25 protein-coding genes are annotated in these 24,826 nt (G+C 67.5%); 17 read left to right on the plus strand and 8 right to left on the minus strand.

The features are described from left to right. Nucleotides 1-188: 188 nt before the first annotated feature. Nucleotides 189-1,220, minus strand: a complete 1,032-nt coding sequence (locus ABIB28_RS06365; protein WP_189676291.1) for an NAD(P)H-dependent flavin oxidoreductase — start codon at nt 1,218-1,220, stop codon at nt 189-191. A 310-nt stretch (nt 1,221-1,530) separates the two neighbouring features. Here ABIB28_RS06365 and ABIB28_RS06370 point away from each other — a divergent pair, with 310 nt between their 5' ends. From ABIB28_RS06370 to ABIB28_RS06380, 3 genes are all read left to right on the plus strand, one after another. Continuing rightward, nucleotides 1,531-1,836, plus strand: a complete 306-nt coding sequence (locus ABIB28_RS06370; protein ID WP_354287207.1) for an endonuclease domain-containing protein — start codon at nt 1,531-1,533, stop codon at nt 1,834-1,836. A 185-nt stretch (nt 1,837-2,021) separates the two neighbouring features. Continuing rightward, the gene (locus ABIB28_RS06375; protein ID WP_354287209.1) at nt 2,022-2,882 is read left to right on the plus strand and encodes an NAD(P)-dependent oxidoreductase; all 861 of its coding nucleotides are present in this window, start codon (nt 2,022-2,024) and stop codon (nt 2,880-2,882) included. A gap of 98 nt (nt 2,883-2,980) precedes the next feature. Next, complete coding sequence (locus ABIB28_RS06380; RefSeq protein WP_354287211.1) at nt 2,981-3,376, plus strand: hypothetical protein; 396 nt, start codon at nt 2,981-2,983, stop codon at nt 3,374-3,376. 12 nt (nt 3,377-3,388) lie between these two features. On the opposite strand, the gene ABIB28_RS06385 is transcribed toward ABIB28_RS06380, so the two are convergent. After that, a complete protein-coding gene (locus ABIB28_RS06385; RefSeq protein WP_354287213.1) occupies nt 3,389-4,663 on the minus strand; it encodes an aspartate kinase in 1,275 nt (424 codons plus the stop codon). A gap of 62 nt (nt 4,664-4,725) precedes the next feature. Here ABIB28_RS06385 and ubiG point away from each other — a divergent pair, with 62 nt between their 5' ends. Then, nucleotides 4,726-5,463, plus strand: coding sequence for a bifunctional 2-polyprenyl-6-hydroxyphenol methylase/3-demethylubiquinol 3-O-methyltransferase UbiG (gene ubiG, locus ABIB28_RS06390; protein WP_354287215.1), 738 nt, complete (start codon nt 4,726-4,728; stop codon nt 5,461-5,463). Nucleotides 5,464-5,578: 115 nt separating this feature from the next. Here ubiG and ABIB28_RS06395 read toward each other — a convergent pair whose 3' ends face one another. Both ABIB28_RS06395 and ABIB28_RS06400 read right to left on the minus strand, forming a co-directional pair. Beyond that, a complete protein-coding gene (locus ABIB28_RS06395; RefSeq protein ID WP_354287217.1) occupies nt 5,579-7,111 on the minus strand; it encodes an ABC transporter permease/substrate-binding protein in 1,533 nt (510 codons plus the stop codon). Then, complete coding sequence (locus tag ABIB28_RS06400) at nt 7,108-7,887, minus strand: ATP-binding cassette domain-containing protein (RefSeq protein ID WP_189676298.1); 780 nt, start codon at nt 7,885-7,887, stop codon at nt 7,108-7,110. Before ABIB28_RS06400 ends, ABIB28_RS06395 begins: the two co-directional genes overlap by 4 nt. Before the next feature lie 148 nt (nt 7,888-8,035). Here ABIB28_RS06400 and ABIB28_RS06405 point away from each other — a divergent pair, with 148 nt between their 5' ends. Beyond that, nucleotides 8,036-8,839: an SDR family oxidoreductase gene (locus ABIB28_RS06405; protein ID WP_354287219.1), complete on the plus strand. Its 804-nt coding sequence runs from the start codon at nt 8,036-8,038 to the stop codon at nt 8,837-8,839. Here ABIB28_RS06405 and ABIB28_RS06410 read toward each other — a convergent pair whose 3' ends face one another. Beyond that, nucleotides 8,840-9,133, minus strand: a complete 294-nt coding sequence (locus ABIB28_RS06410; protein ID WP_133191545.1) for a 4a-hydroxytetrahydrobiopterin dehydratase — start codon at nt 9,131-9,133, stop codon at nt 8,840-8,842. It abuts the gene before it with no gap. A gap of 50 nt (nt 9,134-9,183) precedes the next feature. Here ABIB28_RS06410 and ABIB28_RS06415 point away from each other — a divergent pair, with 50 nt between their 5' ends. From ABIB28_RS06415 to ABIB28_RS06430, 4 genes are all read left to right on the plus strand, one after another. Continuing rightward, the gene (locus tag ABIB28_RS06415; RefSeq protein ID WP_354287221.1) at nt 9,184-9,597 is read left to right on the plus strand and encodes a metallopeptidase family protein; all 414 of its coding nucleotides are present in this window, start codon (nt 9,184-9,186) and stop codon (nt 9,595-9,597) included. Next, nucleotides 9,594-10,178 (plus strand): heme ABC exporter ATP-binding protein CcmA, encoded by a 585-nt coding sequence (ccmA, locus tag ABIB28_RS06420; protein ID WP_354287223.1) that lies wholly within the window; start codon nt 9,594-9,596, stop codon nt 10,176-10,178. The genes ABIB28_RS06415 and ccmA overlap by 4 nt, the downstream gene beginning before the upstream one ends. Beyond that, nucleotides 10,175-10,819 (plus strand): heme exporter protein CcmB, encoded by a 645-nt coding sequence (locus ABIB28_RS06425; RefSeq protein WP_354287225.1) that lies wholly within the window; start codon nt 10,175-10,177, stop codon nt 10,817-10,819. The genes ccmA and ABIB28_RS06425 overlap by 4 nt, the downstream gene beginning before the upstream one ends. Before the next feature lie 132 nt (nt 10,820-10,951). Then, entirely contained in the window at nt 10,952-14,047 is a 3,096-nt protein-coding gene (locus ABIB28_RS06430) for an efflux RND transporter permease subunit (protein WP_354287227.1), read from the plus strand. Nucleotides 14,048-14,071: 24 nt separating this feature from the next. Here ABIB28_RS06430 and ABIB28_RS06435 read toward each other — a convergent pair whose 3' ends face one another. Continuing rightward, complete coding sequence (locus tag ABIB28_RS06435) at nt 14,072-15,766, minus strand: class I adenylate-forming enzyme family protein (RefSeq protein WP_189676305.1); 1,695 nt, start codon at nt 15,764-15,766, stop codon at nt 14,072-14,074. Between the two features lie 66 nt (nt 15,767-15,832). Here ABIB28_RS06435 and lgt point away from each other — a divergent pair, with 66 nt between their 5' ends. From lgt to pgeF, 4 genes are all read left to right on the plus strand, one after another. Then, nucleotides 15,833-16,735: a prolipoprotein diacylglyceryl transferase gene (gene lgt, locus ABIB28_RS06440; RefSeq protein WP_354287230.1), complete on the plus strand. Its 903-nt coding sequence runs from the start codon at nt 15,833-15,835 to the stop codon at nt 16,733-16,735. A 93-nt stretch (nt 16,736-16,828) separates the two neighbouring features. Further along, nucleotides 16,829-17,926: a class I SAM-dependent methyltransferase gene (locus tag ABIB28_RS06445; protein WP_502958217.1), complete on the plus strand. Its 1,098-nt coding sequence runs from the start codon at nt 16,829-16,831 to the stop codon at nt 17,924-17,926. Next, nucleotides 17,923-18,432, plus strand: coding sequence for a GNAT family N-acetyltransferase (locus ABIB28_RS06450; protein WP_133191540.1), 510 nt, complete (start codon nt 17,923-17,925; stop codon nt 18,430-18,432). Before ABIB28_RS06445 ends, ABIB28_RS06450 begins: the two co-directional genes overlap by 4 nt. Beyond that, entirely contained in the window at nt 18,429-19,193 is a 765-nt protein-coding gene (gene pgeF, locus ABIB28_RS06455) for a peptidoglycan editing factor PgeF (RefSeq protein ID WP_354287231.1), read from the plus strand. Before ABIB28_RS06450 ends, pgeF begins: the two co-directional genes overlap by 4 nt. Before the next feature lie 124 nt (nt 19,194-19,317). Here pgeF and ABIB28_RS06460 read toward each other — a convergent pair whose 3' ends face one another. Next, nucleotides 19,318-19,698, minus strand: coding sequence for a VOC family protein (locus tag ABIB28_RS06460; RefSeq protein ID WP_354287233.1), 381 nt, complete (start codon nt 19,696-19,698; stop codon nt 19,318-19,320). Nucleotides 19,699-19,791: 93 nt separating this feature from the next. On the opposite strand from ABIB28_RS06460, the gene ABIB28_RS06465 reads away from it, so the two are divergent. The 3 genes from ABIB28_RS06465 (at nt 19,792) to ABIB28_RS06475 (ending at nt 22,645) form a co-directional block, all read left to right on the plus strand. Next, a complete protein-coding gene (locus ABIB28_RS06465; RefSeq protein ID WP_354287235.1) occupies nt 19,792-21,117 on the plus strand; it encodes a cystathionine gamma-synthase family protein in 1,326 nt (441 codons plus the stop codon). A 67-nt stretch (nt 21,118-21,184) separates the two neighbouring features. Further along, nucleotides 21,185-21,586 carry a DUF2147 domain-containing protein gene (locus tag ABIB28_RS06470; protein ID WP_354287237.1) on the plus strand — a complete coding sequence of 134 codons (402 nt, stop codon included), beginning with the start codon at nt 21,185-21,187 and terminating at the stop codon, nt 21,584-21,586. 39 nt (nt 21,587-21,625) lie between these two features. Beyond that, nucleotides 21,626-22,645 carry an adenosine deaminase gene (locus tag ABIB28_RS06475; RefSeq protein WP_354287239.1) on the plus strand — a complete coding sequence of 340 codons (1,020 nt, stop codon included), beginning with the start codon at nt 21,626-21,628 and terminating at the stop codon, nt 22,643-22,645. Between the two features lie 9 nt (nt 22,646-22,654). Here ABIB28_RS06475 and murA read toward each other — a convergent pair whose 3' ends face one another. After that, the gene (gene murA / locus ABIB28_RS06480; RefSeq protein ID WP_354287241.1) at nt 22,655-23,938 is read right to left on the minus strand and encodes a UDP-N-acetylglucosamine 1-carboxyvinyltransferase; all 1,284 of its coding nucleotides are present in this window, start codon (nt 23,936-23,938) and stop codon (nt 22,655-22,657) included. 183 nt (nt 23,939-24,121) lie between these two features. Here murA and ABIB28_RS06485 point away from each other — a divergent pair, with 183 nt between their 5' ends. Continuing rightward, nucleotides 24,122-24,817: a Crp/Fnr family transcriptional regulator gene (locus tag ABIB28_RS06485; protein WP_354287858.1), complete on the plus strand. Its 696-nt coding sequence runs from the start codon at nt 24,122-24,124 to the stop codon at nt 24,815-24,817. Nucleotides 24,818-24,826: the final 9 nt, after the last annotated feature.

The raw sequence follows: 24,826 nt of genomic DNA on the forward strand, positions 1-24,826 counted from the left end.
TCATGACCAACGACTCGAGATCGATGCTTTTTCGCATATTTTCGGACGTTTTACCAGCGCGGCTACCTATAGTGCGGCGCTTCAACCGGCCCCCGGAAGAACCTCGGCCCAATCAACACCCCTGATATTGATCTAATTTGTATCTTTAACTTGCGTAAGACGAACGCCGCACGCGTCGCGCGCAACCGTTAGGCTGCGCGCTGCTCGAGCGCCGCCGCGGCCTCGGCCATCAGCAGCGCGATGATCTCGGCGACGGGCTCTTCCTTGGTCACCATCCCGACCGACTGGCCCGCCATCAGGCTGCCATGCTCGACATCGCCGTCGATCACCGCGCGGCGCAGCGCGCCCGCCCAATAATGCTCGATCTGCAATTGCGCCTCGGCCATCGCGACCTTGCCCTCGTCGAGCAGTTGCGCGACTTCGCGCTGCTTGGCGGTGAACAGGTCGCCGCCGGCATTCTTCAACGCGCGCACCGGGATGACGGGCAGGCGCGGGTCGATCTGCACGCTCGCCACCGCATCGCGGGCGGACGCGCGCAGGAACGCCTTCTTGAAATTGGCATGCGCGATGCTCTCGGTCGCGCAGACGAAGCGCGTGCCGAGCTGGACGCCAGCCGCGCCCATGTCGAGATAGGCGGCGATCCCCTCGCCGCGGCCGATTCCGCCCGCCACGAATACGGGGACCTTGTCGGCGACTTCGGGCAGGATTTCCTGCGCGAGCACGCTGGTCGACACCGGACCGATATGCCCGCCCGCCTCCATCCCCTCGACCACGAGCGCGTCGACGCCCGAGCGGATCAGCTTCTTGGCGAGCGACAGCGCGGGGGCAAAGCAGATCAGCTTCGCGCCGTTCGCCTTGATCGCATCGATCGACCCCGTGGGCGGGAGGCCGCCTGCCAGCACGACATGGCCCACGCCGTGGCGGTTGCACACGTCGATCAGGTCGAACAGCGCGGGGTGCATCGTGATGAGGTTCACGCCGAACGGCTTGTCGGTCAGCGTCTTGGTCGCGGCGATCTCGCGGTCGAGCAGTTCGGGCGTCATCGCGCCGCATGCGATCAGCCCGAAGCCGCCCGCGTTCGACACCGCGGCGACGAGGTTGCGCTCTGACACCCACGACATCGCGCCGCACAGGATCGCGACCTCCGAGCCAAGAAATGCGGAACCGCGCGCCATGCGCCGGGCGAGGCGCGCTGCGCCGGTCGAGGAGATTTCGTTCATGCGCGCAGGCCTAGCCGCGCGCGGGGCTTTGGGGCAAGCCCGCGTGGTGGTGGTCAGTGTGCGGATGCTCGGCCTGGGCGTTGCTGGAGGGGAGAAGGCCCTCACCTAACCCTCTCCCGCGAAGGGCGGGAGAGGGCTGACGCGCGGCGGGCCGCCTGCCCCCTTCCTAGCCCCCTCCCGCTTGCGGGAGAGGGTTGGGTGAGGGCCTTCTTTCTAGTATAATCAACCCCATGCCGCCGATCCGCCGCCAGATCAGCCCGCACGCCTCCGCCGGGAGCGGACCGATGCGGAGGATCGCTTCTGGCAGGCGGTGCGCAACCGGCAGCTCGACGGGTTCAAATTCCGGTTCCAGCATACGATCGGCGGATATGTCGCCGACTTCGCGTGTCTCGAGGCGATGGTCATCGTCGAGATCGATGGGAGCCAGCATTCGGAGCAGGCCGATGCTAGCCGCACTGCTTTTCTCGAGTATCAGGGCTTCACGATCCTGCGCTTCTGGAACACCGAAGTGCTGACCAATCTGGAGGGTGTTGCCAGCGTCGTTCATGCGGCTTTGCTTGAAAGAAGAAGAAGAAAGCCCTCACCCAACCCTCTCCCGCAAGCGGGAGAGGGCTAGAAGGGCAGGAAGGGCAGGAAGGGCTTGAAAAGATGCAGCCGGCCCGCAGCGCGCAAGCCCTCTCCCGCCCTTCGCGGGAGAGGGTTGGGTGAGGGCCTTCTTCTTCCTTCGACCACATCCGACCCCGGAACCTCCCTCCCCGCCAAACGCTTGCGCTTGCAGCTTCTCCAGACAGGATCCTCAACATGCAGATCGGTTTCATCGGGCTCGGCAAGATGGGCAGCGCTATGGCCGTCAACCTCGCCAAGGCGGGCCATCAGGTCCACGCGTGGAACCGCTCGCCGGTCGACGCAGCCGAAGTCCCCGGCGTCACGATCGTCGACAGCGTCGACACGGCGCTCGACACCGAAGTCGTGTTCACGATGCTCGCCGACGATGCCGCGATCCGCAGCGTGCTGCTCGACTCGGGCGCACTCGACACGGCGCGCGCAGGGTTGATCCATATCGTCGCCGCGACGATCTCGGTCGCCTTCTCCAAGGCACTCGCGGCAGACCATGCCGAGCGCGGCCTGGCGTACGTCGCCGCCCCCGTCTTCGGCCGCCCCGATGCCGCCGCCGCGGCGCAGCTTAATGTCGTCGTCGCAGGGCCCGAAGACGCTGTTGCCACCATCACCCCGTTGCTCGAGACGCTCTCGACCAAGGTCTGGCCGCTCGGCACCGACCCCGCCCAAGCCAATGCCGCCAAGATCGCGGGCAACATGATGATCACCATGGCGATCGAGGCGATGTCCGAGGGCGTCGCGCTGGCGGGCGACAATGGCGTCGCGGCCGACACCTTCCTCGACTTGATGACCGGGACGCTGTTCGGCGCACGCGCCTATCAAAGCTATGCGCCCAAGATCGTCTCGGGCGATTTCACGCCGGGCTTCAAGATGAAGCTGGGGCTCAAGGACCTGCGGCTCGCGACCGAGCTCGCCGATGCGGCACAGATCACGCTGCCGGTGCTCGACGCGGTGCGCACGCGGATGGGTGCCGCGGTCGATGCCGGGATGGGCGAGCAGGACTGGTCGGGCATCGCGAGCCGGCCCTACGCGCGGAAAGAATGATCGGGCGTCTCGCTCGGAAATAGCCGCGCTTCTGCAGAGGTTTGCCATCGTTCCGCCGCGATCTGTCGCCACTCCGTACGCAGTGCGGAGGATGGCCGATGTCGGTGGTGCTGATGCTGATCCTCCAGAGCGCGGGCGCGGCCTTGCCGATCGACTTCGATCTCGCGCATTTGCCCGCGCGCGACCGCCTCGCCATCCTGCAACGTTGCGCCGCGGCGTCGACCTCCGCCGCCATCGTCGTCTGCGCCTCGCGCCACGATCGCACGCCGATGGCGGCCGCCGAGGGCTGGGCCAATCCCGACGACGAACCCGACGACGCGCGCGTCACGCGCGGCACCGGAATGGCGGCGCTGACCCCGGTCGGCGCATGCGGCATGTTCGCCGGCCAGCGCGACTGCAACAAGGCCGAGATGCGCCATTTCGGCTATGGCCGCGGGCGCGATCCGGTGACGTTCGTGGGCAAGCTCGCGACCAAGCTGCTTGGCCGCGACTGAACGCGTCGCGGTTCAGGCCGCGACGTCCTCCGCGTCGAGGCCATAGGCGGTGTGCAGCACGCGCACCGCGAGTTCGGTATAATCCTCCTCGATCAGCACAGAGACCTTGATCTCGCTGGTCGAGATCGCTTGGATGTTGATGCCGCGCTCGCCGAGCGTGGTGAACATCGTCGAGGCGACACCGGCATGGCTGCGCATCCCCACGCCCACCACCGAGATCTTCGCGACGCGCGTGTCGTGGACCAGCTCGGCGAACCCGATCGCCTCGCGCCCCTGGTTGAGCACTTCGATCGAGCGCGCGAGATCGGCGGCGGGAACGGTGAAGGTCACGTCGGTCGACCCCGCGGCATGCGCGATGTTCTGGATGATCATGTCGACGTTGATGTTCGCCTGCGCGAGCGGCGCGAAGATCGCCGCGACCGCGCCGGGCTTGTCGGGAACCGCGACCAGCGTGATCTTGGCTTCGTTCTTGTCGTGCGCGATGCCGGTGATGAGCTGGCTTTCCATATCGTCGATCTCCTCCCAAAACTCATCTTCGCCCACGATCATCGTGCCGGGCAATGTATCCGCCATCGGTGCATCCTCGCCGGTGAACGAAGACAGCACTTGAACGCGCACGCCTTCCTTCATCGCGAGGCCGACCGAGCGGGTCTGCAACACTTTCGCGCCGACCGAGGCCAACTCGAGCATTTCCTCGTACGTCACCTTCTTCAGTTTGCGCGCACGCGGCACGATGCGAGGATCCGTGGTGTAGACGCCGTCGACATCGGTGTAGATGTCGCAGCGATCGGCCTTCATCGCCGCCGCCATCGCCACCGCCGACGTGTCCGATCCGCCGCGGCCGAGCGTGGTGACGCGGCCATGCTCGTCGACGCCCTGGAACCCCGGGATCACCGCGACCTCGCCCGCGGCGAGGCTTGCCTCGAGCGCTGCCATGTCGATGTTCTCGATCCGCGCCGAGGCATGCGCGTCCGAGGTCGAGATGGCGAGCTGCCAGCCGAGCCAGCTGCGCGCCGGGACACCCGCCGCCTGGAGCGCGATCGCCAGCAAGCCGCTGGTGATCTGCTCGCCCGCCGAGACGACGACGTCATATTCCTTGGGATCGTAGAGCGACGACGCCTCGCGGCAGAAGCCCACGAGCCGGTCGGTCTCGCCCGCCATCGCCGAGACGACGACGGCGACCTGATTGCCCGCCGCCACTTCGCGTTTCACCCGCGCGGCGACGCTGCGGATACGTTCGATCCCGGCCATCGAGGTGCCGCCGAATTTCATCACGATACGGGCCATGGGTGGCAGAAGTCCTTGAGGTGGGGCTTGGGCTATGCGGGCCGTCCTGATAGAAAGCGGGCATGAACAGCGCAACCGTAACGTCTGCAACCACTATCGACCCGGCCGAGGCCGCACATTTCGGCGCGATGGCGGCGGAATGGTGGGATCCCAAGGGCTCGTCGGCGATGCTCCACCGGTTGAATCCGGTGCGGCTGCGCTATCTGCGCGAACGGATCGACGCGCACTGGCTCGGCGATGACACGGGGTTCACGCCGCTCGCCGGCAAGCGCGCGCTCGATGTCGGGTGCGGCGCAGGGCTGCTGTGCGAACCGCTCGCGCGGCTGGGGGCGGCGGTGACGGGGCTCGATGCGGCGGCGGAGAATGTCGCGGTGGCGGCGACGCACGCCGTGCAATCGGGGCTGGCGATCGCCTATCGCACCGGCAGCGTCGAGGATCTGGCGGGCGAGACGTTCGATCTCGTCACCAGCCTCGAGGTGATCGAGCATGTCACCGATCCGGCGGGGTTCGTTGCCGGGCTGGCGCGAGCGCTCGCGCCGGGCGGGCTGCTGGTGCTGTCGACGCCGAACCGCACCGCGCTGTCGCGCCTTGCGCTGATCACCTTTGCGGAGGGGACCGGCACGATCCCGCGCGGGACGCATGATTGGGACAAGTTCCTGACGCCAGATGCGCTGACCGAACTGGTCGTCGCGGCCGGGTTGAAGGTGGTCGATGTACGGGGCTTGGGCTTCTCGGTGGCGAAGGGCTTCGTGCTGAGCGACGACACCAAGCTCGATTATTTCGTGACGGCCACCCGCTAATTTCCTCCCCTCCCCTTCAGGGGAGGGGGCGGGGGTGGGGGGGGTGCCTCGCAGAGACCTAGCGCCCGTTACGTCCCCACCCCAACCCCTCCTCTGAAGGGGAGGGCTAAGCACGCTACAATCCGACCTTGCGCTCCAGCCACCGCGCCGCGGCATCGGGCGTTGCCTTGTCGGCATCGCGATCGACCTGGTAATTCGCCGCGCGCATCGCCTCGACCGGAATCCGCCCGACCATCGGCTGCAACGCGGCGACGAATTTCGCATCCTTCGCCCGCCCGGGCGCGACCATCAGGATCGCGTCATACCCCGGAACCGCATGGCGCGGATCGCTCAGCACGGTGAGATGCTGCGCCGCGATCCGCCCGTCGGAGGAGAAGGCCGAGATCACATCGGCCTGCCCGCTCGCCAGCGCCTGGTACATGAAGGTCGGGCTATAGGCGTGCGACGCGCCGAACTTGAGCGGGTAAGCGCGCTGCACCGCCGCCCATTCGGGCCGCTCGAGAAATTCGAGATCGGCGCCGAGCGTCAGCTGCGGCGCGACGCGCACGAGATCGTCGAGCGACGCGACGCCCTTCGCCCTGGCCGCCGCGTCCTTCATCGCAAAGGCATAGGCATTCTCGAACCCAAGCGCGCCGAGCAGCCGAACCTGCGCCGTCTTCGCCGCCCAGTCGCCGATCGCCGCAACCATCGCGGGGCGCGCGGGGATGTCGCGGCGCTTCATCTCGTTGGTCCAGATCGTGCCGGCATAATCGACATAAACGTCGATCGCGTCGGTCTTGAGCGCGCCGAACACCACCGCCGAACCGAGCCCGTCGCGATATTGCACATGATAGCCCGCGCGCTCGAGCCGGTGCCCGATGACGCGCGCGAGGATATATTGCTCGCCGAAATTCTTCGCGCCGATCGTGATCGTATCGCCCGAGCGCGGCCAGAGCGGTGTCAGCGCGAGCAGCACGCCGACGAGCAGCACGCCGCTCGCCGCCCACACCCGGCCACGCTTGCGCTGCGTAATGCCGCGCTCGATCAGCCCAAGCAGCGCATCGACCGCGAGCGCGAGCGCCGCGGCGCTGAGGCAGCCGGCGAGCACCAGCGCCCAGTTCTGCGTCTGGAGGCCGGCAAAGATCATGTCGCCAAGGCTCGGCTGCCCGACCGTGGTCGACAGCGTCGCGGCACCGATCGTCCACACCGCCGCGGTGCGGATCCCCGCCATCAGCACGGGCGCGACGAGCGGTGCCTCGACCAGCCGGAGCTTCTGCCACGACGTCATCCCGACGCCATCGGCCGCCTCGATCACCGCCGGGTCGAGCCCGAGCAGCCCGGTCACGCCATTGCGCAGGATCGGCAGCAACGCATAGAGCGTCAGCGCGAGCAGCGACGGCAGGAAACCGAGCGCGGGAATCCCGCCACCGACCAGCCCCGACACGAACAGCAGCAGCGGATAGAAAAGCGCAAGCAAGGCAAGACTCGGCACCGTCTGGACGAGGCTCGCAAAGCCGAGCGCCACGCGCGCGACACCGGGCTTTCGCGCCGACCAGATCGCCAGCGGCAAGCTGATCGCAAGCCCGAGCAGCAACGCCGACGCGGCCAGCAAAAGATGCGCCGCAAGCAACGGCGGGACGCGCGTGATCGCTTCGACGAACGGGCTCATGCGCCTTGCTCCAGCGCCTGCAACTTGCGCGCTTGTTCGCGCGGCACCGCGACCAGCGCCGCGGCGACCGGCCCGCCCTCGCCCGCAAGCAGCGCCTTTGGCGTGGCATCGGCGACGATCCGCCCCTTGTCCATCACCAGCACGCGGTCGGCGAGGATCAGCGCCTCGGCCATGTCGTGCGTCACCATGATCGTCGTCAGGCCGAGTTGGTCGTGCAGCTGCCGGATCGCGGTCCCGAGCTGATCGCGCGTCACCGGATCGAGCGCGCCGAACGGCTCGTCGAGCAGCAGCAGCCCCGGCGCGGTCGCGAGCGCGCGCGCGACGCCGACACGCTGGCGCTGCCCGCCCGACAGCGCATCGGGGCGGCGCAGTGCGAATTCGCGCGGCAGTTCGACCAGATCGAGCAATTCGGCGACGCGTTCGGCATGCATCTTCTCGCCTGCCAGCCGCAAACCGATCGCGATGTTTTCGCCCACCGTCATATGCGGGAATAGCCCGATATTCTGGAAGACATAGCCGATCCGCCGGCGCAGCACGTGCGGCGGTTCGTCACCGACGCCCACGCCGCCGATGCGGACCTCGCCCGCGCTCGGTGCGATCAGGCGATTGATCATCTTGAGCAAGGTCGACTTGCCCGACCCCGAGCTGCCGACCAGCGCGACGAAGCTCCCCCCCGCAATCTCGACCGACACGCCGTCGACCGCGATCGTGCCGCCGGCATACGCTTTGGTGACACCATCGAAGGCGACGGCGGGGCCGGGGGACTGGACTGACATCGCACGCTTTGTGCGGGAGCTTTGCAGGAGCGTCAAACCTTGGTTCGCCCGGGCTTGTCCCAAGCGCCCGCGTATCGCACACTCTCCGCCAACGCTTGAGCGGCCCGGGCATGTCGGGACGAAACGGGCATGACGGATAGGATGCAACATGACCGACACCACAAAGGCGATCTTCATTACGGGCGGCGGTTCCGGGATCGGCCAGGCGACCGCCAAGCTGTTCGCGGCGCGCGGCTGGCGTGTGGGTCTTGCCGACGTCAACACCGCAGGGCTCGCCGCCACCGCCGCGATGCTGCCCGCCGGGATGGTCGAGACCTATACGATGGACGTGCGCGACCGCGACGCCTGGGTCGCGCACCTCGACGCCTTCACCGCGACGACGGGCGGCCGGCTCGACGTCTTGTTCAACAATGCCGGGATCGGCACGGGCGGCCCGATCGCCGATATGAGCTTCGACGATCTCGACCGCGTCGTCGCGATCAACCTCGTCGGCGTGCTCAACGGCGCCAAGATCGGCTACCCCTATCTCGCGCGCACGCCGGGCTCGTGCCTGCTCAACACCGCGTCGGCTTCGGCGATCTACGGCTCCTCAGGGCTGCCGGTCTATTCGGCGACCAAGTTCGGCGTACGCGCGCTGACCGAGGCGCTCGACGGCGAATGGTATGGCGCCGGGATCAAGGTGCGCGATCTCGTCCCGAGCTTCATCGACACGCCTTTGCTCGCGACCCCGGCTGGCAACAGCAATTACTCGATCAAGCAAGTCGTCACCAACGCCGGGCTCGAGCTGACCAACGTCGACAAGGTCGCGCAGGCGGCGTGGGATGCGGTCCACGGCGACAAGGTCCACACCTATGTCGGCAAGACGGCCGACAAGATGGCGTTCGCCGCGCGCTGGATGCCGGGCAGCTTGCGCAAGCGGATGCGCCGCGGGACGATCGGCTCAGCCCAATAATCAGCCAAGTAAAGCGTCGATCGCCTCGGCCAGCGCCACGTCCTTGTGCGACAATCCGCCGGCATCGTGCGTGGTGAGCAGCACATCGACGCGGTTCCACACGTTCGACCATTCGGGATGGTGATCGGCCTTCTCCGCGAGCAGCGCGACGCGCGTCATGAAGGCGAACGCCTCGCTGAAATCGGCGAAGGTGAAGCGCCGCGTGATCGCGTCGCGCGCCTCGTCATAGTCCCATTCGTCGAGCGTATCGAGCGCCTCTGCCCGGTCGTCTTCGCTCAGCGGTTCAACGTGCACGCTTGCTCTCCTGCTGGCGCACGGCGCGCCTTCGCCGTAAGGCATAGCCAATGCCGCCCGCCGATCAACCGCGTAACCCGCCCGACGCCGCCACGATCGAAGCGATCGCGCGCGCGACGGTCGCCGGGCTCCCCGCGGAGTTCCGCGCACACCTCGGCGATGTCGTGCTGATCGTCGACGATCTCGCCGATGACGAGACGCTCGACGCGCTCGGCATCGCGCATCCGCTCGACCTGACCGGGCTCTATCACGGGCGTCCGGTCGGCGAGAAATCGTCGATGGACAGCGGCGGCCTGCCCGACCGGATCCATCTCTATCGCCGCGCGATCCTAGACGAATGGATCGAGACCGGGGTCGATCTCAACGCGCTCGTCGCGCACGTCACGATCCACGAGATCGGGCATCATTTCGGGCTGTCCGACGACGACATGCACGCGCTCGAGGATTCGGCGGGCGCTGCGTGACGCCGCCTTTTGCTTTTCGCGACGTGGCCTGCGTCCGGGGTGGACGGATGCTGTTCGAACACGTCTCGTTCGCCGTCGCGCCGGGGGGCGCGGTGCTGGTGTCGGGGCCGAACGGGGTCGGCAAGTCGAGCCTGATCCGCATCGCGGCGGGCTTGCTGCGGCCGGCCGATGGCGCGGTTACCGTCCCGCCGCACCGCGCGCTGATGGCGGAAGCCGCCGCGCTCGATGCTGCGCGACCGCTCGGCGCGGCGCTGCACTTCTGGGCGACGCTCGACCCCTCCCCCGCGAGCGCGACCGAGCGCGTTGCAAAGGCGCTCGAAGCCGTCGGGCTCGCCGCGATCGCCGCGGTGCCGGTTCGCCTCCTCTCGACCGGGCAGCGGCGCCGCGCGGCGCTGGCGCGCGTCGTGGCAAGCGGTGCGCCGTTGTGGTTGCTCGACGAGCCGGCCAACGGCCTCGACGTCGCAAGCGTCGGCCTGCTCGAAGCGCTGATCGCGACGCACCGCGCCGCTGGCGGCGCGGTCGCCGTGGCGACGCATCTGCCGATCGCGCTGCCCGATGCGATGACGGTCGTGCTCGGATGAGCGGCCTGCTCGCCCTCGTCGCGCGCGACGTGCGGATCGCCTGGGCAAGCGGCGGGATCGTCAATGCGCTCGCTTTCTTCCTGCTCGTCACGATCCTCTTTCCGTTCGCGGTCGGCCCCGACACCGCGTTGCTCGCCCGGATCGGCGGCGGGGTGATCTGGGCGGCGGCGTTGCTCGCCGCGCTGATGCCGGTCGAGCGGCTGATCGGCCCCGATGCAGAAAGCGGCGTGCTCGACCAAATGTCGGTGCGCGGGTTCAGCATGGCGGCGGTCGCCACCGCGAAGATCGCGGCGCACTGGCTCGGTTTCGGTCCGCCCTTGATGGTCGCCACGGTGCTGGCCGCCGGACTGCTCGGATTGCCGGCGGAGACGCTGGCGGCGGTCGAGCTCGGGTTGCTGATCGGCACGCCCGGCCTCGCCGCGCTCGCGGTGGCGACATCGGCACTGGTCACCGGGTTGCGCGGGGCAGGCGCGGTCGCCGGGCTGGTGATGCTTCCGCTCGCGGTACCGCTGCTGATCTTCGGCGCGGGCTCGATCGAAGGCGGCGTGCAGGCGGTCAAGCTGCTCGGCGCGGTGAGCCTCGTGCTGCTCGCGGGTGCGCCGTTCGTCGCGGGCGCGGCGATGCGCGGAAGCATGGAATGATTCGCGCGCTGAACACCTGACAACGGTCACCGCAGATTTCGCTATGTGTTGCTGATATAGTACACTAAAGCGCAGGCGATCCTAATCGCACGGAATGCCGGCCATGCTCACCCCAATGATGTCGTACCGCCTGTGAGCTTCCGCAACATCTCGGCCTGGTCGATCCGCAACCCGATCCCGGCGCTGGTGCTGTTCGCGATGCTGACCGTCGCGGGCATGGTCAGCTTCGCGCGGATGCAGGTCAACGACAATCCCGACATCGATTTCCCAGTGGTGATCGTCTCGGTCAGCCAGCCCGGCGCGGCGCCGAGCGAGCTCGAGAACCAAGTCACGCTCAAGATCGAAGCCGCGGTGCGCAGCCTCGCCGGGATCGACCAGATCAACTCGACGGTGTCGGAGGGCCAGTCGACCACCGTCATCCAGCTCGCGATCGGCACGCCGATCGACCGCGCCGTCGAGGACGTCCGCGGCGCGGTGCAGCAAGTGCGCAGCGCGCTACCCGACGGAATCCTCGAGCCGCAGATCGCGCGCGCCGACACGACCGGCAACGATCTCGCGAGCTATGCCGCGATCGGCACCGACATGACGATCGAACAGCTCAGCTGGTATATCGACAATACCGTGGCGAAGGAGCTGCTGTCGGTCCCCGGCATGGCCAATGTCGACCGCAACGGCGGGGTCAATCGCGAGATCCGCGTGATCCTCGATCCGCTCAAGCTGCAGGCGCAGGGGCTCACGGCGGGCGACGTCAATCTGCAATTGCGCCAGATCAACCTCAACGCCGCGGGCGGGCGGGCGCAGATCGCGGGATCGGAACAGGCGGTCCGCGTGCTCGGCAATGCGCATACCGCGTCGGAGCTCGGCCGCACGCTGATCAGCGCTGGCAACGGGCGGACGGTCAAGCTCGACGATCTCGGCGTCGTGCGCGATCTCTATGCCGAGCAACGCTCGGCCTCGGCGCTCGACGGGCGACCGGTGCTGAGCTTCGATTTCCAGCGCGCCAAAGGCGGGTCCGACGTGTCGGTGTTCCACGGCGCCGAGGCCAAGCTCGCCGCCCTCGAGAAGCGCTTTCCCAAGGTGCATTTCAAGCTGATCTTCAACCAGGTCAAATATACCGAGATGCAATATCACTCGGCGATTGACACGATGATCGAGGGGGCTGTGCTCGCGGTGATCGTCGTGTTCGTCTTCCTGCGCGACTGGCGCTCGACCGTCATTTCGGCGCTCGCCATCCCGCTGTCGGCGATCCCGACCTTCTGGGTGATGGACTTGATGGGCTTTACGCTCAACGGCATCAGCCTGCTCGCGCTCAGCCTGGTTGCGGGCGTGCTGGTCGACGACGCGATCGTCGAGATCGAGAATATCGTGCGGCACATGCGGATGGGCAAATCCGCCTATCAGGCCTCGATCGACGCCGCCGACGAGATCGGCCTCGCGGTGCTCGCCACCACCATGGCGATCGTCGCGGTGTTCCTGCCCGTGGGACTGATGCCGGGGATTTCGGGCCAGTTCTTCAAGAACTTTGGCCTGACGATCGTCGTCGCGGTGCTGATGAGCCTCGCCGTCGCGCGTCTCATCACGCCGATGATCGCGGCCTATTTCCTCAAGGCGCAAGGGAGCCATGCGCATGGCGAGGGGCGGATCATGGACGTCTATATGGCGGTGCTGCGCTGGACGCTGATGCACCGCTGGTCGGCGGTGGTCGGCGGGATGGCGGCGCTCGCGCTGACGGTGGTGTGCGCGGGCGCGCTGCCGATGACCTTCCAGCCCGACCAGGACAACGATGCCTCGACCGCGACGATCGAACTCGTCCCCGGCTCGACGCTCGCGCAGACGCAAGCCGTGGTCGATCAAGTCGCGCAGCTGCTGAAGCGCCAGCCCGATGTCGAAACGACCTATCAGCGCGCAAACGTCGGCAGCGGGCGAGACACCGCGATCTTCAAGCCCGGCAAGACGCAATCGAGCAACGCGTTCGAACGCGCGCTCGCCCCACAGCTCGCGCAGATCGCCGATGCGCGCGTCGCGTTCCGCTCGAACAATGGCGGAAGCAGCGGGCGCGATTTGTCGATCACGCTGGCAGGCTCGGACCCCGATTTGCTGCGCAAGACCGCGGTGACGCTGGTCGGCCAGATGGGCCGCCTCCCGACGATCACCGCGCCGCGCATCATCGGCGACCTGCAACGCCCCGAAATCGTCATCACGCCGCATATGGATCTCGCGGCGAGCATGGGCGTCACCACCGCGGCGCTGTCGAGCGCGATCCGCGTCGCGACGCTCGGCGACATCGACCAGAACAGCGCCAAATTCTCGCTCAGCGACCGGCAAGTCCCGATCCGCGTCGCGCTCGACCAGAATGCGCGCACGCGGCTCTCGACGATCCAGAATTTGCCGGTGCAGACCGCGAGCGGCGGCTCGGTCCCGCTCGGGCTGCTCGCGGCGATCAGCTTCGGCGCGGGGCCGACCAAGATCGAGCGCGTCGCGCAGCAGCGCCAGATCACGATCGGCGCCGATCGCGCGCCGGGCGTCGTCAGCGGCACCGCGATGGAGCAGATCAACGCGCTGCCGATCCTGCGCAACCTGCCGATCGGCGTCGGCAAGCTGACGCTCGGCCAGCAGAAGTTCGAGACCGAGATGATCAACAATTTCATCGCGGCGGTGGTGTCGGGCATCCTGCTGGTGTTCGCGGTGCTGGTGCTGCTCTACCGCCGTATCCTCGCGCCGTTCGTCAATCTCGGCTCGTTGATGCTGGCGCCGCTCGGCGGGTTGCTCGCGCTGCTGGTGACGGGCAACCCGATCTCGATGCCGGTGCTGATCGGCTTGCTGATGCTGCTCGGCATCGTCGCCAAGAACTCGATCCTGCTGATCGATTTCGCGCTCGAGGAAATGGCGAAGGGGGTCGATCCGTTCGTCGCGATCCTCGATGCCGGGCACAAGCGCGCGCAGCCGATCGTGATGACGACGGTCGCGATGGTCGCGGGCATGATCCCGACCGCGCTGTCGCTGGGCGGCGACGGCTCCTGGCGCGCGCCGATGGGGATTACGGTGATCGGCGGGCTGTTGCTCTCGACCGTGCTGACGCTGGTGATCGTGCCGGCGAGCTTCAGCCTGGCGATGGGGATCGAGCGCTGGATCGGCCCGCGGCTCGGACGGCGGCTGCTGACCTATCGGCCCGAGGAGACCGCGCTGGCGGTGCGATCGACCACATTCCAGCACGCGCACCTACAATAGCCGCGGATGCGGCGGCGGCGGGGCTCAGCCCCCCGCCGCCGCGAGCGCGCGATAGGTCGCGCGGAGCGTGACCTTGTCGATCTTCTCGGTGCCGAGCCGCGGCAGCGCCTGATCGACGAACCAGATCCGCGCGGGTACCTTGAACGCCGCGATATGCTCGAACAGGAACGCGCACAGATCCTCGGTGCTCAGCGCCGCGCCGTCGCGCAGCAGGACAACGGCGCCCGGCACCTCACCGAAACGCTCGTCGGCTAGGCCGAACACCGCTGCCTCGGCAACCGCGGGATGCTCGTAGATCGCCGCCTCGACTTCCTGGCACGAGATGTTCTCGCCGCCGCGGATAATGATGTCCTTCTTGCGGTCGACGATGAAGAGATAGCGGTCTTCGTCGAGATAGCCGATGTCGCCGGTCAGGAAATAGCGATCGGCGGTGAACGCCGCCGCGGTCGCATCGGGGCGGCCGTAATATTTGGTGAAGTTGCACACCGAGCGAATCGCGACCTCACCGCGCTCGCCTTGCGCGACCGGCTTGCCGTTGCCATCGACGATCGCGAGATCGATCAGCGGGAGCGAGGCGCGGCCGGTCGAGTTGGGCTTGGCGAGGTAATTGTCGCGGAAATTGCCGCAGCCCGCGCCATTGGTCTCGGTCAGGCCGTAGCCGAGCAGCGGCTTGGGCCCGCCCATCTCCTCGGAGATGCGGCGGACATGCTCGATCGGGCGCGGCGCGCCGCCTGCCGCGAAGTCGGACACGCTCGACAGATCGTAGTCGGCGCGCTTCGGGTGCGTCAGGATCTCGAAGCTCATCAGCGGCACGCCGACGAAATAGGTCACCGTCTCGGCCTGGATCAGCCGCATCGCTTCCTCGGCATCCCATTTCGGCATGAGGACGAGCTTGCGCCCCATGGCGAAGCTCTGGAGGAACACCGGCACCTCCGCCGTCACATGGAACAGCGGCACGTTGAGCAAGGTCGCATGCTGCGTCGGCGGCGCGGCGCCGTCCGCGGTCGAGATCGACAGCATGACGAGCGCCTGGACCAGATAATTGTAGACCGCCTGCGTCACCGCGCGATGGTTGCTGATCGCGCCCTTCGACTGGCCGGTCGAGCCCGAGGTGAACAGGATCGTCGCCGAATCGGTCGGCGCGACGCTCGGCAGCGCGGCGTCGCTCGAGCCGAGCAAGGCGGCCAGCGCGACGGCGAGCGGCTGGCTGTCCTCGATCGTGACCACCGCCACCTCGAGATCGGCGATCGCGGCGAGCCGCTTGGTGCGCGGCGGATCGGCAAAGACGAGGCTGCATTCGACATCGGCCATCGCCGCGGCGAGTTCCTCGGACTGCCACCAGCCGTTAAGCAGCGTGGCCACGCCGCCCGCCATCGTGATGCCCATGTAGAGCACGATCCACGACGGCGAATTGCGCATCGCGATCCCGATCCGGTCACCCGGCGCAACGCCGTGGCCACCGACCAGCGTCGCCGCAACGCGCGCCGCCGCGGCATAGACCTCGGCAAAGGTCAGTCGCTCGTCCCCCGCGACGAGGAAGGTCTTGGCGGCATGCTCGTTGCAGTAATGCGCGAAATAGGGCGGCAGCGTCTGCGGCACGCCGGTGATCAGCGGGAGATCGTTCCCGTCGACGTGCACGCTGCCGAGCGCGAGCGGACCGCCTGCGCCGGTCAATTGCGCGAGCGCGGAATCCATCCGTTGATCGAGTTTGCTCGGCATTCGCGCTCTCCACTTGGTCTTATCGCCTGGCGCCATTATGGAGGCGCAAATTCCAGGGGAAAAGCCTTGTTCCTGACTGCCGCCCTCCCCATCCTCGCTGCCGCTACGGCAGGCGTCGATCCGCACCTGCATTTTACCGATCTGCACCTCAATCCGGTCGCGATCGACCTGCATTTCTTCCAGATCAAATGGTATTCGCTCGCCTATATCAGCGGAATTCTGCTCGGCTGGTGGTATCTGCTCAAGCTGATCGCGCAGCCCGGCAGCCCGATGGCGCGGCGTCATGCCGACGATCTGGTGTTCTACGCGACGCTCGGCATCATCCTCGGCGGGCGGCTCGGCTATGCGATCTTCTACGCGCCGCACCTGCTGACCTCGCTCGGGCTGTTCAAGCTATGGGATGGCGGCATGTCGTTCCATGGCGGGATGATCGGCACGTCGATCGGCATTATCCTGTTCGCGCGGAGCCAGAAGCTGGATTGGCTGCGGATCCACGATTATCTCGCCTGCGTGGTGCCGTTCGGGCTGTTCTTCGGGCGGATCGCCAATTTCGTGAACGGCGAATTGTGGGGCAAGCCCGCCGACGTGCCGTGGGCGATCGTGTTTCGTGACACGGTGCAGACCGGCATGATCGAACCCGCGCGGCATCCGAGCCAGCTGTACGAGGCCGCGCTCGAGGGCATCGCCTTGTTCCTCGTCCTGTGGTTCGCCTTCTGGAAGACCAAAGCGCGCTACGAGCCGGGCAAGCTCGTCGGGCTGTTCCTGCTCGGCTACGGCCTCGCGCGCTTCATCGTCGAATTCTTCCGCGAGCCTGATTCGCAGTTCAGCGGAACGTTCTTTGCGACGACGATCCATATGGGCCAGGTGCTGACGCTGCCGATGATCGTCGGCGGTCTGTATCTCGTGCTCACCGCCAAGGGCCGCCGCTACCGCGTCGAGCCGATCGCGGGCGGGCAGAGCGTGGCGTAATCTCGCTGCTTGCCTCCCTCCCGCAAGCGGGATGCGCCCTTCTTGCTCCCCTCCCGCTTGCGGGAGGGGCTGGGGGAGGGCAGTGAGCAACGCATGACAGTGCCCGTTTCAGACGCCACTCCCCCGGCCCCTCCCGCAAGCGGGAGGGGGGAAGAAGGAGCCCCCCTCGCCGACCGCCTCGCGCGCGCGATCACGCTCGCCGGGCCGATCTCACTCGCGCAGTATATGGCCGCCGCCAACGCGCACTATTACGCCACGCGCGATCCGCTCGGCGCGGGCGGCGATTTCACCACCAGCCCTGAAATCAGCCAGATGTTCGGCGAGCTGATCGGCCTGTGGTGCGCCGATCTGTGGGACCGCGCGGGCCGCCCCGACGTAGCATGGGTCGAGCTCGGCCCCGGCCGCGGGACGCTCGCCGCCGATGCGTACCGCGCGATGGCCAAGGCCGGCTTCACCCCGCCGGTGCATTTCGTCGAGACCAGCCCAGTGCTGCGCGCTGCGCAAGCCAAGCGCGCTCCGGCGGCGACCTGGCACGATTCGATCGACACGCTGCCGAGCGACCTCCCACTTCTGATCGTCGCCAACGAATTCTTCGACGCGCTTCCCGTCCGGCAATTGGTCAAGCGCGCCGATGGCTGGTTCGAGCGGCTCGTCGCCTGCCAGGACACGCTGTTCCTGCCGATCGCGGGCAAGCAGATCCCCGATGCAGTCGTTCCCGAGACGCTGCGCGATGCGACGCCCGGATCGGTGATCGAGACCTCCCCCGCCAGCGTCGCGATCCTGCGCAGCCTCGCGCAGCGGATCGTCGCGCAGGGCGGCGCACTACTCGCGGTCGACTACGGCTATGACGGACCCGCGCTGGGCGACACGCTGCAGGCGGTGCGCGGGCATCAATACGCCAACCCGTACGAACACCCCGGCGAGCAGGACCTCACCGCGCACGTCGATTTCGGCACGCTCGCCGCCGCCGCACTGGTCGAGCGCGCGGCGGTCGCCGGGCCGATCGGCCAGGGCGCGTTCCTCACCGTGCTCGGTATCGACGCCCGCGCTGCCGCTTTGTCGAAGGCCGCACCCGGTCGCGCCGAGCAAATCGCGCTCGACAAAGCGCGGCTGACACGGGAAATGGGCGACCTTTTCCAGGTCCTCGCCGTGTCCGCACCGGGTTGGCCCAACCCCGCAGGTTTTGCATGATCACCTATCGCGACGCGCGCACGATCGACGGCCCGGCACTCGCAGCCATGGCGCGGCGCTCGTTCACCGAGACCTTCGGAACGCTCTACAGCGACGCCGATCTCTCGGCGTTCCTCGACGAGGCGTTCGGGCCGAACGGCTTGCCGTCGCAGCTGTCCGATCCCGATTTCACGATCCGCCTCGCGCTCGCCGACGACGAGATCGTCGGCTATGTGAAGATGGGCCCGGTCACCTTCCCCGGCGAATGGCGCCCCGATGCGATCGAGCTCTATCAATTCTACGTGCTCTCGGGCTGGCACGGCCAGGGCGTCGCGCAGGAACTGATGGCGTGGGCGCTCGATTTCTCGCGCGAACACGGCGCGCGCGAGGTGATCCTCAGCGTCTATGTCGACAATCACCGCGCGCATCGCTTCTACGAGAAATACGGCTTCGAGGACATCGGCCGGATTGCCTTCCGCGTCGGCGAGACGGTCGATGACGACAATCTGATGCGGCTGGTGCTGTGAGCACACCCGTCGAGGTGATCACCGCGCGGACGCTCGCGGGGGTCGCGCACGGGTTTCTCGGGCGGATCGGCGGCGTTTCGGGCGGCGTTCACGCCGGGTTGAACGTCGGGATCGGCTCCGACGACGATGCCGCCGCGGTCGCCGAGAACCGCGCGCGCGCGACCGAGGCGGTCGTCCCGGGTGCGACGCTGGTGACGCTCTACCAGATCCACTCGGCCGAATGCGTGACGGTGCGCGGGAGCTTCGACGATGCCCTGCGCCCGCGCGCCGATGCGCTGGTGACCGACCGGCCGGGGCTCGCGCTCGGCATCCTCACCGCCGATTGCGCGCCGGTGCTGCTTGCCGACCGCGCGGCGGGCGTGGTTGGCGCGGCGCATGCCGGGTGGAAGGGCGCGCTCGGCGGGGTGACCGACACGACGATCCTCGCGATGGAAGCGCTCGGCGCCAAGCGCGAGCGGATCGCCGCGGCGATCGGCCCGTGCATCGCGCGCGCGAGCTACGAGGTCGATGCCGCCTTTGCGCAGCGGTTCGAGGCCGACGATCGCGCGAACGAGCGCTTCTTCGCCGAAGGCCGCGCGGGGCATTTCCAGTTCGATCTCGAAGCCTATGTCGCACACCGGCTTGCCGCGGCGGGGGTGATGCGCGTCGCGATGCTCGGGCTCGATACGTATGCCGACGAAGCGCGCTTCTTCAGCTACCGCGGCGCGACGCATCGCGGCGAGCCCGATTACGGGCGGCAGATCTCGATCATCGGACTCTGATTGTCCTTCTCCTCCCCTCCCTGGAAGGGAGGGGTCGGGGGTGGGTTGGCCCGTGGCGGCGGCGGCCCTCTCCATTGGCCGACCCACCCCCAGCCCCTCCCTTCCAGGGAGGGGAGGAGCGCGGTCAGCGGGTCCGGAATTCCTCAGGCGTCGTCAGTTGCGCGAGGATCAGCCCGTTGCCATCGGGGTCCTTCAGCATCGTGAAGCGCCCCCACGGCTGCGCGTCGACCGGCGACAGCGGCACGCCCAGCGCGCCGATCCGGGCATATTCGGCATCGACATCGTCGACCCCCAGCATCAGCCCCTGCACGCCGCCCGGCGGCATCGCATCGAACCACGTCACCAGCGCGATCGTCGCGCCGCCATCACTGGGCTGGAGCTGGATCCAGCGCATCGCGGGCCCCATCGGCTCGTCGCGCAGCACCGCGAGCCCGATCACGCGCGTATAAAAGTCCAACGCCGCCGCCGGATCGCGCACCGGCACCGAAACCACCGCAACCGCCATGTCGTGTCCCCCCGTCGCCCCACCGCGCAGATGGTTTCAATTGACACTATCTCGCGGTACACGATCCTACCGTATTTTTAGCGAGGACGCAGCATGGCCGACAAACTCGAAACCGAAGCCGATCTGACCGGCGTCGCCCCACGCACGAAGCCCAAGCCGTCGATCGAGAAGATCGGCGACCGCAAGCTGAAGCCATCGACGCTGATGATGGGCCACGGCTATGACCCCGCGCTGTCCGAAGGCTCGCTCAAGCCCCCGATCTTCGCGACTTCGACCTACGTCTTCCCCAATGCGGCCGCGGGCAGGCGCCACTTCGAAGGCGTCACCGGAAAGCGCCCGGGCGGCTCGGAAGGCCTCGTCTATTCGCGCTTCAACGGCCCCAACCAGGAGATTCTCGAGGATCGCCTCGGCGTGTGGGAAGAGGCCGAGGACGCGCTCGTCTTCTCGAGCGGCATGTCGGCGATCGCCACGCTGTTCCTGTCGATGGTCAAGCCCGGCGACACGATCGTCCATTCGGGCCCGCTCTATGCCGCGACCGAGACGCTGATCGCGCGCATCCTCGGCCGCTTCGGCGTGAAGTGGCTCGATTTCCCGGCGGGCGCGACGCGTGAGGAGATCGACGCGGTGATGACCCAGGCGGCGACCGGCAACGTCGCGCTGATCTATCTCGAAAGCCCGGCCAATCCGACCAACGCCTTGGTCGATATCCAGGCGGTCGCCGCGAGCCGCGACGCGATCTTCACCGGCGACGCCAAGCCGCCGATCGCGATCGACAACACCTTCCTCGGGCCGCTGTGGCTCAAACCGCTCCAGCACGGCGCCGACATCGTCGTCTATTCGCTGACCAAATATGCCGGCGGGCATAGCGATCTCGTCGCGGGCGGCGTGCTCGGCTCGAAGGCGCACATCAACACGATCCGGCTGATGCGCAACACGATCGGCACGATCTGCGATCCCAACACCGCGTGGATGCTGATGCGCAGCCTCGAGACGCTCGAACTGCGGATGAGCCGCGCTGGCGAGAACGCCGTCAAGGTCTGCGGCTTCCTGCGCGGCCACCCCAAGGTCGAGCGCGTCGGCTATCTCGGCTTCCTCGCCGACAGCCCCGGCATGGAGCGCCAGGCCGACATCTACGCACGCCACTGCACCGGCGCGGGCTCGACCTTCTCGCTCATCGTCAAGGGTGGCGAAAGGGAAGCGTTCGCGTTCCTCGATGCGCTCAAGATCGCCAAGCTCGCCGTGTCGCTCGGCGGCACCGAGACGCTTGCCTCACATCCGGCGGCGATGACGCACCTCTCGGTCGCCGACGAGCGCAAGCAAGCGCTCGGCATCACCGACAATCTGGTGCGGATCTCGATCGGGGTCGAGGATGCCGACGATCTGATCGCCGATTTCGCGCAGGCCCTCGACGCGATCTGACGCGTTCAACGGGGGGACAGGTCTGCGGCGCTACAGCGCCGCAGACCCCGCTTGTGAAAGGTGCGCGATGCGACCGATGATGATGACGCTGGCCGCAGCCGCGCTGGCCTTGCTCCCCGAAGCGGTGCTCGCCGCGCCGCCGACCGGCACATGGACCAACCCGCAAAAGTCGGTTCGCGTCGTGTTCCGGAAGTGCGGCCGCGCGATGTGCGGCAAGATCGTCTGGGCGAGCCCCAAGGCGCAATCGGATGCCGAACGCGGTGGTGGCGGGCCGCTGGTCGGCACGATGCTGTTCAGCGATTTCGTCGAGCAGCGCCGCGGGTTGTGGAACGGCAGCGTGCTGATCCCCGACATCGGCCAGACCGTCACGGGGACGATCGAGCAGACCGGACCCGACACGCTCGTCGGCGAAGGCTGCCTGCTCGCGGGCTTCGGCTGCAAGCGCCAGACCTGGACGCGAACGCGCTGAACCCTTGCCGCGCAGCCGTGATCGGGCGATGACGGCGGGATGATTGATTCCGACTTCATCGCCGGCCTGCCCAAGGCCGAACTCCACCTCCATATCGAGGGCAGCCTCGAGCCCGAACTGATGTTCGCGCTCGCCAAGCGCAACGGCATCGCGATCCCGTTCGCCAGCATCGAGGATGTCCGCGCGGCCTACAATTTCTCGCGGCTGCAGGATTTTCTCGACATCTATTATGCCGGTGCCGACGTGCTGCGCGAGGCGCAGGATTTCCACGATCTCGCCGCCGCCTATTTCGATCGCGCCGCCGCCGACGGCGTCGTCCATGCCGAGATCATGTTCGACCCGCAAACGCACACCGCGCGCGGCGTCGCGTTCGAGACGGTGATCACCGGCCTGCTCTCGGCGATCGACGAAGCCAAGGCCAAGCACGGCATGTCGGTGCAGCTGATCCTGTCGTTCCTGCGGCATCTCGACGAAGCCGACGCGATCGCCACGCTCGATGCGGCACGGCCGTGGGTCGACCGGATCGGCGCGGTCGGCCTCGATTCGTCCGAGCTCGGCCACCCGCCCGAGAAATTCGCGCGCGTCTTTGCCCAGGCGCGCGCGCTGGGGCTCAAGCTCGTCGCGCATGCCGGCGAGGAAGGTCCGCCCGAGTACGTCTATCAAGCGCTCGACCTGCTCGGCGTCGACCGGCTCGACCACGGCAATCGCAGCCTCGAGGATCCGCTGCTCGTCACGCGGCTCGCGCGCAGCGGCATGACGCTGACGGTGTGCCCGCTGTCGAACCTCAAGCTGTGCGTCGTCGACGACATGACCGCGCATCCGATCGACCGAATGCTGCGCGAGGGGCTTCGCGCGACCGTCAATTCGGACGATCCGGCCTATTTCGGCGGGTATATCGCGGACAATTACCGCGCGATCGCGGCGGCACGCGGCCTTGGCCGCGACGATCTCGTCACGCTCGCGCGCAACAGCTTCCTCGGCTCGTTCCTGCCCGACGCCGCCGTCACCGAGCATCTTGCCCGGCTCGACGCCTATGTGGCACAGGCGCCCGCCGCCTAGGCGCCGCGCTCAGCCGTCGCCGACACGCTCGATGTCGGCGCCGACTGCGCTCAGTTTCTCCTCGAGCCGCTCATAGCCGCGGTCGAGGTGATAGACCCGGCTGACCTGCGTCTCGCCGTCCGCCACGAGCCCGGCGATGATCAAGCTCATCGACGCGCGCAGATCGGTCGCCATCACTTGCGCACCGGTCAGCTTGGGCACGCCGCGGACCACCGCGGTGCGGCCGTGGACTTCGATGTTCGCGCCCATCCGCGCGAGCTCGGGCACGTGCATGTAGCGGTTCTCGAAGATCGTCTCGGTCAGTACGCTCGCGCCGTCGGCCATGCACAGCATCGCCATGAACTGCGCCTGCATGTCGGTGGCGAAGCCCGGGAACGGCGCGGTCGACAGTGTGAGCGGCTTGATCCCGCCCGAGGCCGAGACGAGCAGATTGTCGCCGCGCTCCTCGAGCGTGACGCCCGCGTCGATCAGCGCGGCGGTGGTCGCGCGCATGTCGTCCATCTTGATGCCGACGAGTTCGACCGAGCCCCCGGTGATCGCCGCGGCACACGCATAGCTGCCCGCCTCGATCCGGTCGGGCATCACGCGATAGGTCGCGCCGTGGAGCCGGTCGACGCCCTCGATCTCGAGCGTCTCGGTGCCGATCCCGCTGATCTTCGCCCCCATCGCGACGAGCAAATTGCACAGATCGACGATCTCGGGCTCGCGCGCCGCATTCTCGATCCGGCTGCCACCCTTGGCGAGCACCGCCGCCATCACGACATTCTCGGTCGCGCCGACCGAGACGATCGGGAAGGTGTAGATGCCGCCCGACAGTCGCCCGCCCGGCGCGATCGCCTTGACGTAGCCGGCCGCCATCTCGAGCTGCGCGCCGATCGCCTCGAGCGCCTTGAGATGCAAGTCGATCGGGCGATTGCCGATCGCGCAGCCGCCCGGCAGCGACACCGTCGCCTCGCCCGCGCGGCCGATCAACGGGCCCAGCACGAGGATCGACGCGCGCATTTTCCGCACGATGTCGTACGGCGCCTCGGTGGCGGTCAGTTTGCCCGCGCGGATCGTCATGACGCGGCCGAAATCCTCGGGGCGCGCGCCCTCAATCCGGGTCGAGCAGCCGAGCTGGTTGAGCAGATGCCCGAAACTGTCGACATCGGCGAGCCGCGGCAAGTTGCGCAGCGTGACCGGCTCTTCGGTCAGCAATGCGCACGGCATCAGCGTCAACGCGGCGTTTTTCGCCCCGGAAATCGGAATACGGCCAGAAAGGCGGTTGCCGCCACGAATGAGAATACGGTCCATGCCCTCGTTTATCGCCTCGCCTGAAAGGCGCAAGCAGGTTACACCGTGTTATAAAGGTGAAACACGCGTCTCGACCGGTTGATCGATTTTAATGCATTGTTTCTTGCGCGCTGCTTTGTGCACCTAATCAAGGGGGATTTTTCGCGCGTGCCAGGAAGTTACTTCGCCGACCGTTTGACCGGGATGGTCGTGTTAAGCGAAAACGAACGGCTCGCGCTGGCACGGTTGGAGGAGCGTGAGCGGCCAGTCCGCCGTGGCATGACGCTCCACCGCGAGCGCGATCGTACCGGCGACGTCTATATCCTGCGCAAGGGGACGATGATGAGCTCCGTGCTGCTCGACGATGGCAGCCGGCAGATTTTGCGCTTCCATTTTCCCGGCGACATGCTGGCGACCGCGAGCATGATCTATCGCGAGGCGCCCGAGACGATCACCGCGATCTCCGAGTGTATCGTCGCCCCGTTCGAGCGATCGGCCTTCGCCGCGCTGTATACCGAGCATCCACGGCTCGCCGCGCTGATCATGGTCTATAACCAGATCGAGCGCGCAGCGCTGACCGACCGGCTGGCAGCGCTCGGCCGGACATCGGCGAAGGCGCGTGTCGCGGCGATCCTGATCGAGATGCGCAACCGCATGCAGACCGAGGTCGACGGCACGGCCAGCTTCGTGCTCGGCTTGACGCAGGAAGAGATTGGCGACGCGACCGGGCTCACCGCGGTCCATGTCAATCGCATGCTGCGCCAGCTCGAGGAGGAAGCGCTGATCGCGCGCGAAAGCGGGCGGATCAGCTTTCTCGACGAGCGCGCGATGCTGCGCACCGCGAATTACATCGACCGGTACGCCAAGCTCAATCTCGATTGGTTGCCGCCCGCGAACTGAGGCGGCGGC

The organism is Sphingomonas sp. UYEF23 (assembly GCF_040546165.1).
GTDB lineage: Bacteria > Pseudomonadota > Alphaproteobacteria > Sphingomonadales > Sphingomonadaceae > Sphingomonas > Sphingomonas glacialis.

Excerpts from the sequence above, each read along its gene's own strand:
- ABIB28_RS06365 (WP_189676291.1), bottom strand. The coding sequence starts at position 1,220 with ATGAACGAAATCTCCTCGACCGGCGCAGCGCGCCTCGCCCGGCGCATG.
- ABIB28_RS06375 (WP_354287209.1), top strand. The coding sequence starts at position 2,022 with ATGCAGATCGGTTTCATCGGGCTCGGCAAGATGGGCAGCGCTATGGCC.
- ABIB28_RS06380 (WP_354287211.1), top strand. The coding sequence starts at position 2,981 with ATGTCGGTGGTGCTGATGCTGATCCTCCAGAGCGCGGGCGCGGCCTTG.
- ABIB28_RS06385 (WP_354287213.1), bottom strand. The coding sequence starts at position 4,663 with ATGGCCCGTATCGTGATGAAATTCGGCGGCACCTCGATGGCCGGGATC.
- ubiG (WP_354287215.1), top strand. The coding sequence starts at position 4,726 with ATGAACAGCGCAACCGTAACGTCTGCAACCACTATCGACCCGGCCGAG.
- ABIB28_RS06395 (WP_354287217.1), bottom strand. The coding sequence starts at position 7,111 with ATGAGCCCGTTCGTCGAAGCGATCACGCGCGTCCCGCCGTTGCTTGCG.
- ABIB28_RS06400 (WP_189676298.1), bottom strand. The coding sequence starts at position 7,887 with ATGTCAGTCCAGTCCCCCGGCCCCGCCGTCGCCTTCGATGGTGTCACC.
- ABIB28_RS06405 (WP_354287219.1), top strand. The coding sequence starts at position 8,036 with ATGACCGACACCACAAAGGCGATCTTCATTACGGGCGGCGGTTCCGGG.
- ABIB28_RS06415 (WP_354287221.1), top strand. The coding sequence starts at position 9,184 with ATGCCGCCCGCCGATCAACCGCGTAACCCGCCCGACGCCGCCACGATC.
- ABIB28_RS06425 (WP_354287225.1), top strand. The coding sequence starts at position 10,175 with ATGAGCGGCCTGCTCGCCCTCGTCGCGCGCGACGTGCGGATCGCCTGG.
- ABIB28_RS06435 (WP_189676305.1), bottom strand. The coding sequence starts at position 15,766 with ATGCCGAGCAAACTCGATCAACGGATGGATTCCGCGCTCGCGCAATTG.
- ABIB28_RS06445 (WP_502958217.1), top strand. The coding sequence starts at position 16,829 with ATGACAGTGCCCGTTTCAGACGCCACTCCCCCGGCCCCTCCCGCAAGC.
- ABIB28_RS06450 (WP_133191540.1), top strand. The coding sequence starts at position 17,923 with ATGATCACCTATCGCGACGCGCGCACGATCGACGGCCCGGCACTCGCA.
- ABIB28_RS06460 (WP_354287233.1), bottom strand. The coding sequence starts at position 19,698 with ATGGCGGTTGCGGTGGTTTCGGTGCCGGTGCGCGATCCGGCGGCGGCG.
- ABIB28_RS06465 (WP_354287235.1), top strand. The coding sequence starts at position 19,792 with ATGGCCGACAAACTCGAAACCGAAGCCGATCTGACCGGCGTCGCCCCA.
- ABIB28_RS06470 (WP_354287237.1), top strand. The coding sequence starts at position 21,185 with ATGCGACCGATGATGATGACGCTGGCCGCAGCCGCGCTGGCCTTGCTC.
- ABIB28_RS06475 (WP_354287239.1), top strand. The coding sequence starts at position 21,626 with ATGATTGATTCCGACTTCATCGCCGGCCTGCCCAAGGCCGAACTCCAC.
- murA (WP_354287241.1), bottom strand. The coding sequence starts at position 23,938 with ATGGACCGTATTCTCATTCGTGGCGGCAACCGCCTTTCTGGCCGTATT.
- ABIB28_RS06485 (WP_354287858.1), top strand. The coding sequence starts at position 24,122 with ATGGTCGTGTTAAGCGAAAACGAACGGCTCGCGCTGGCACGGTTGGAG.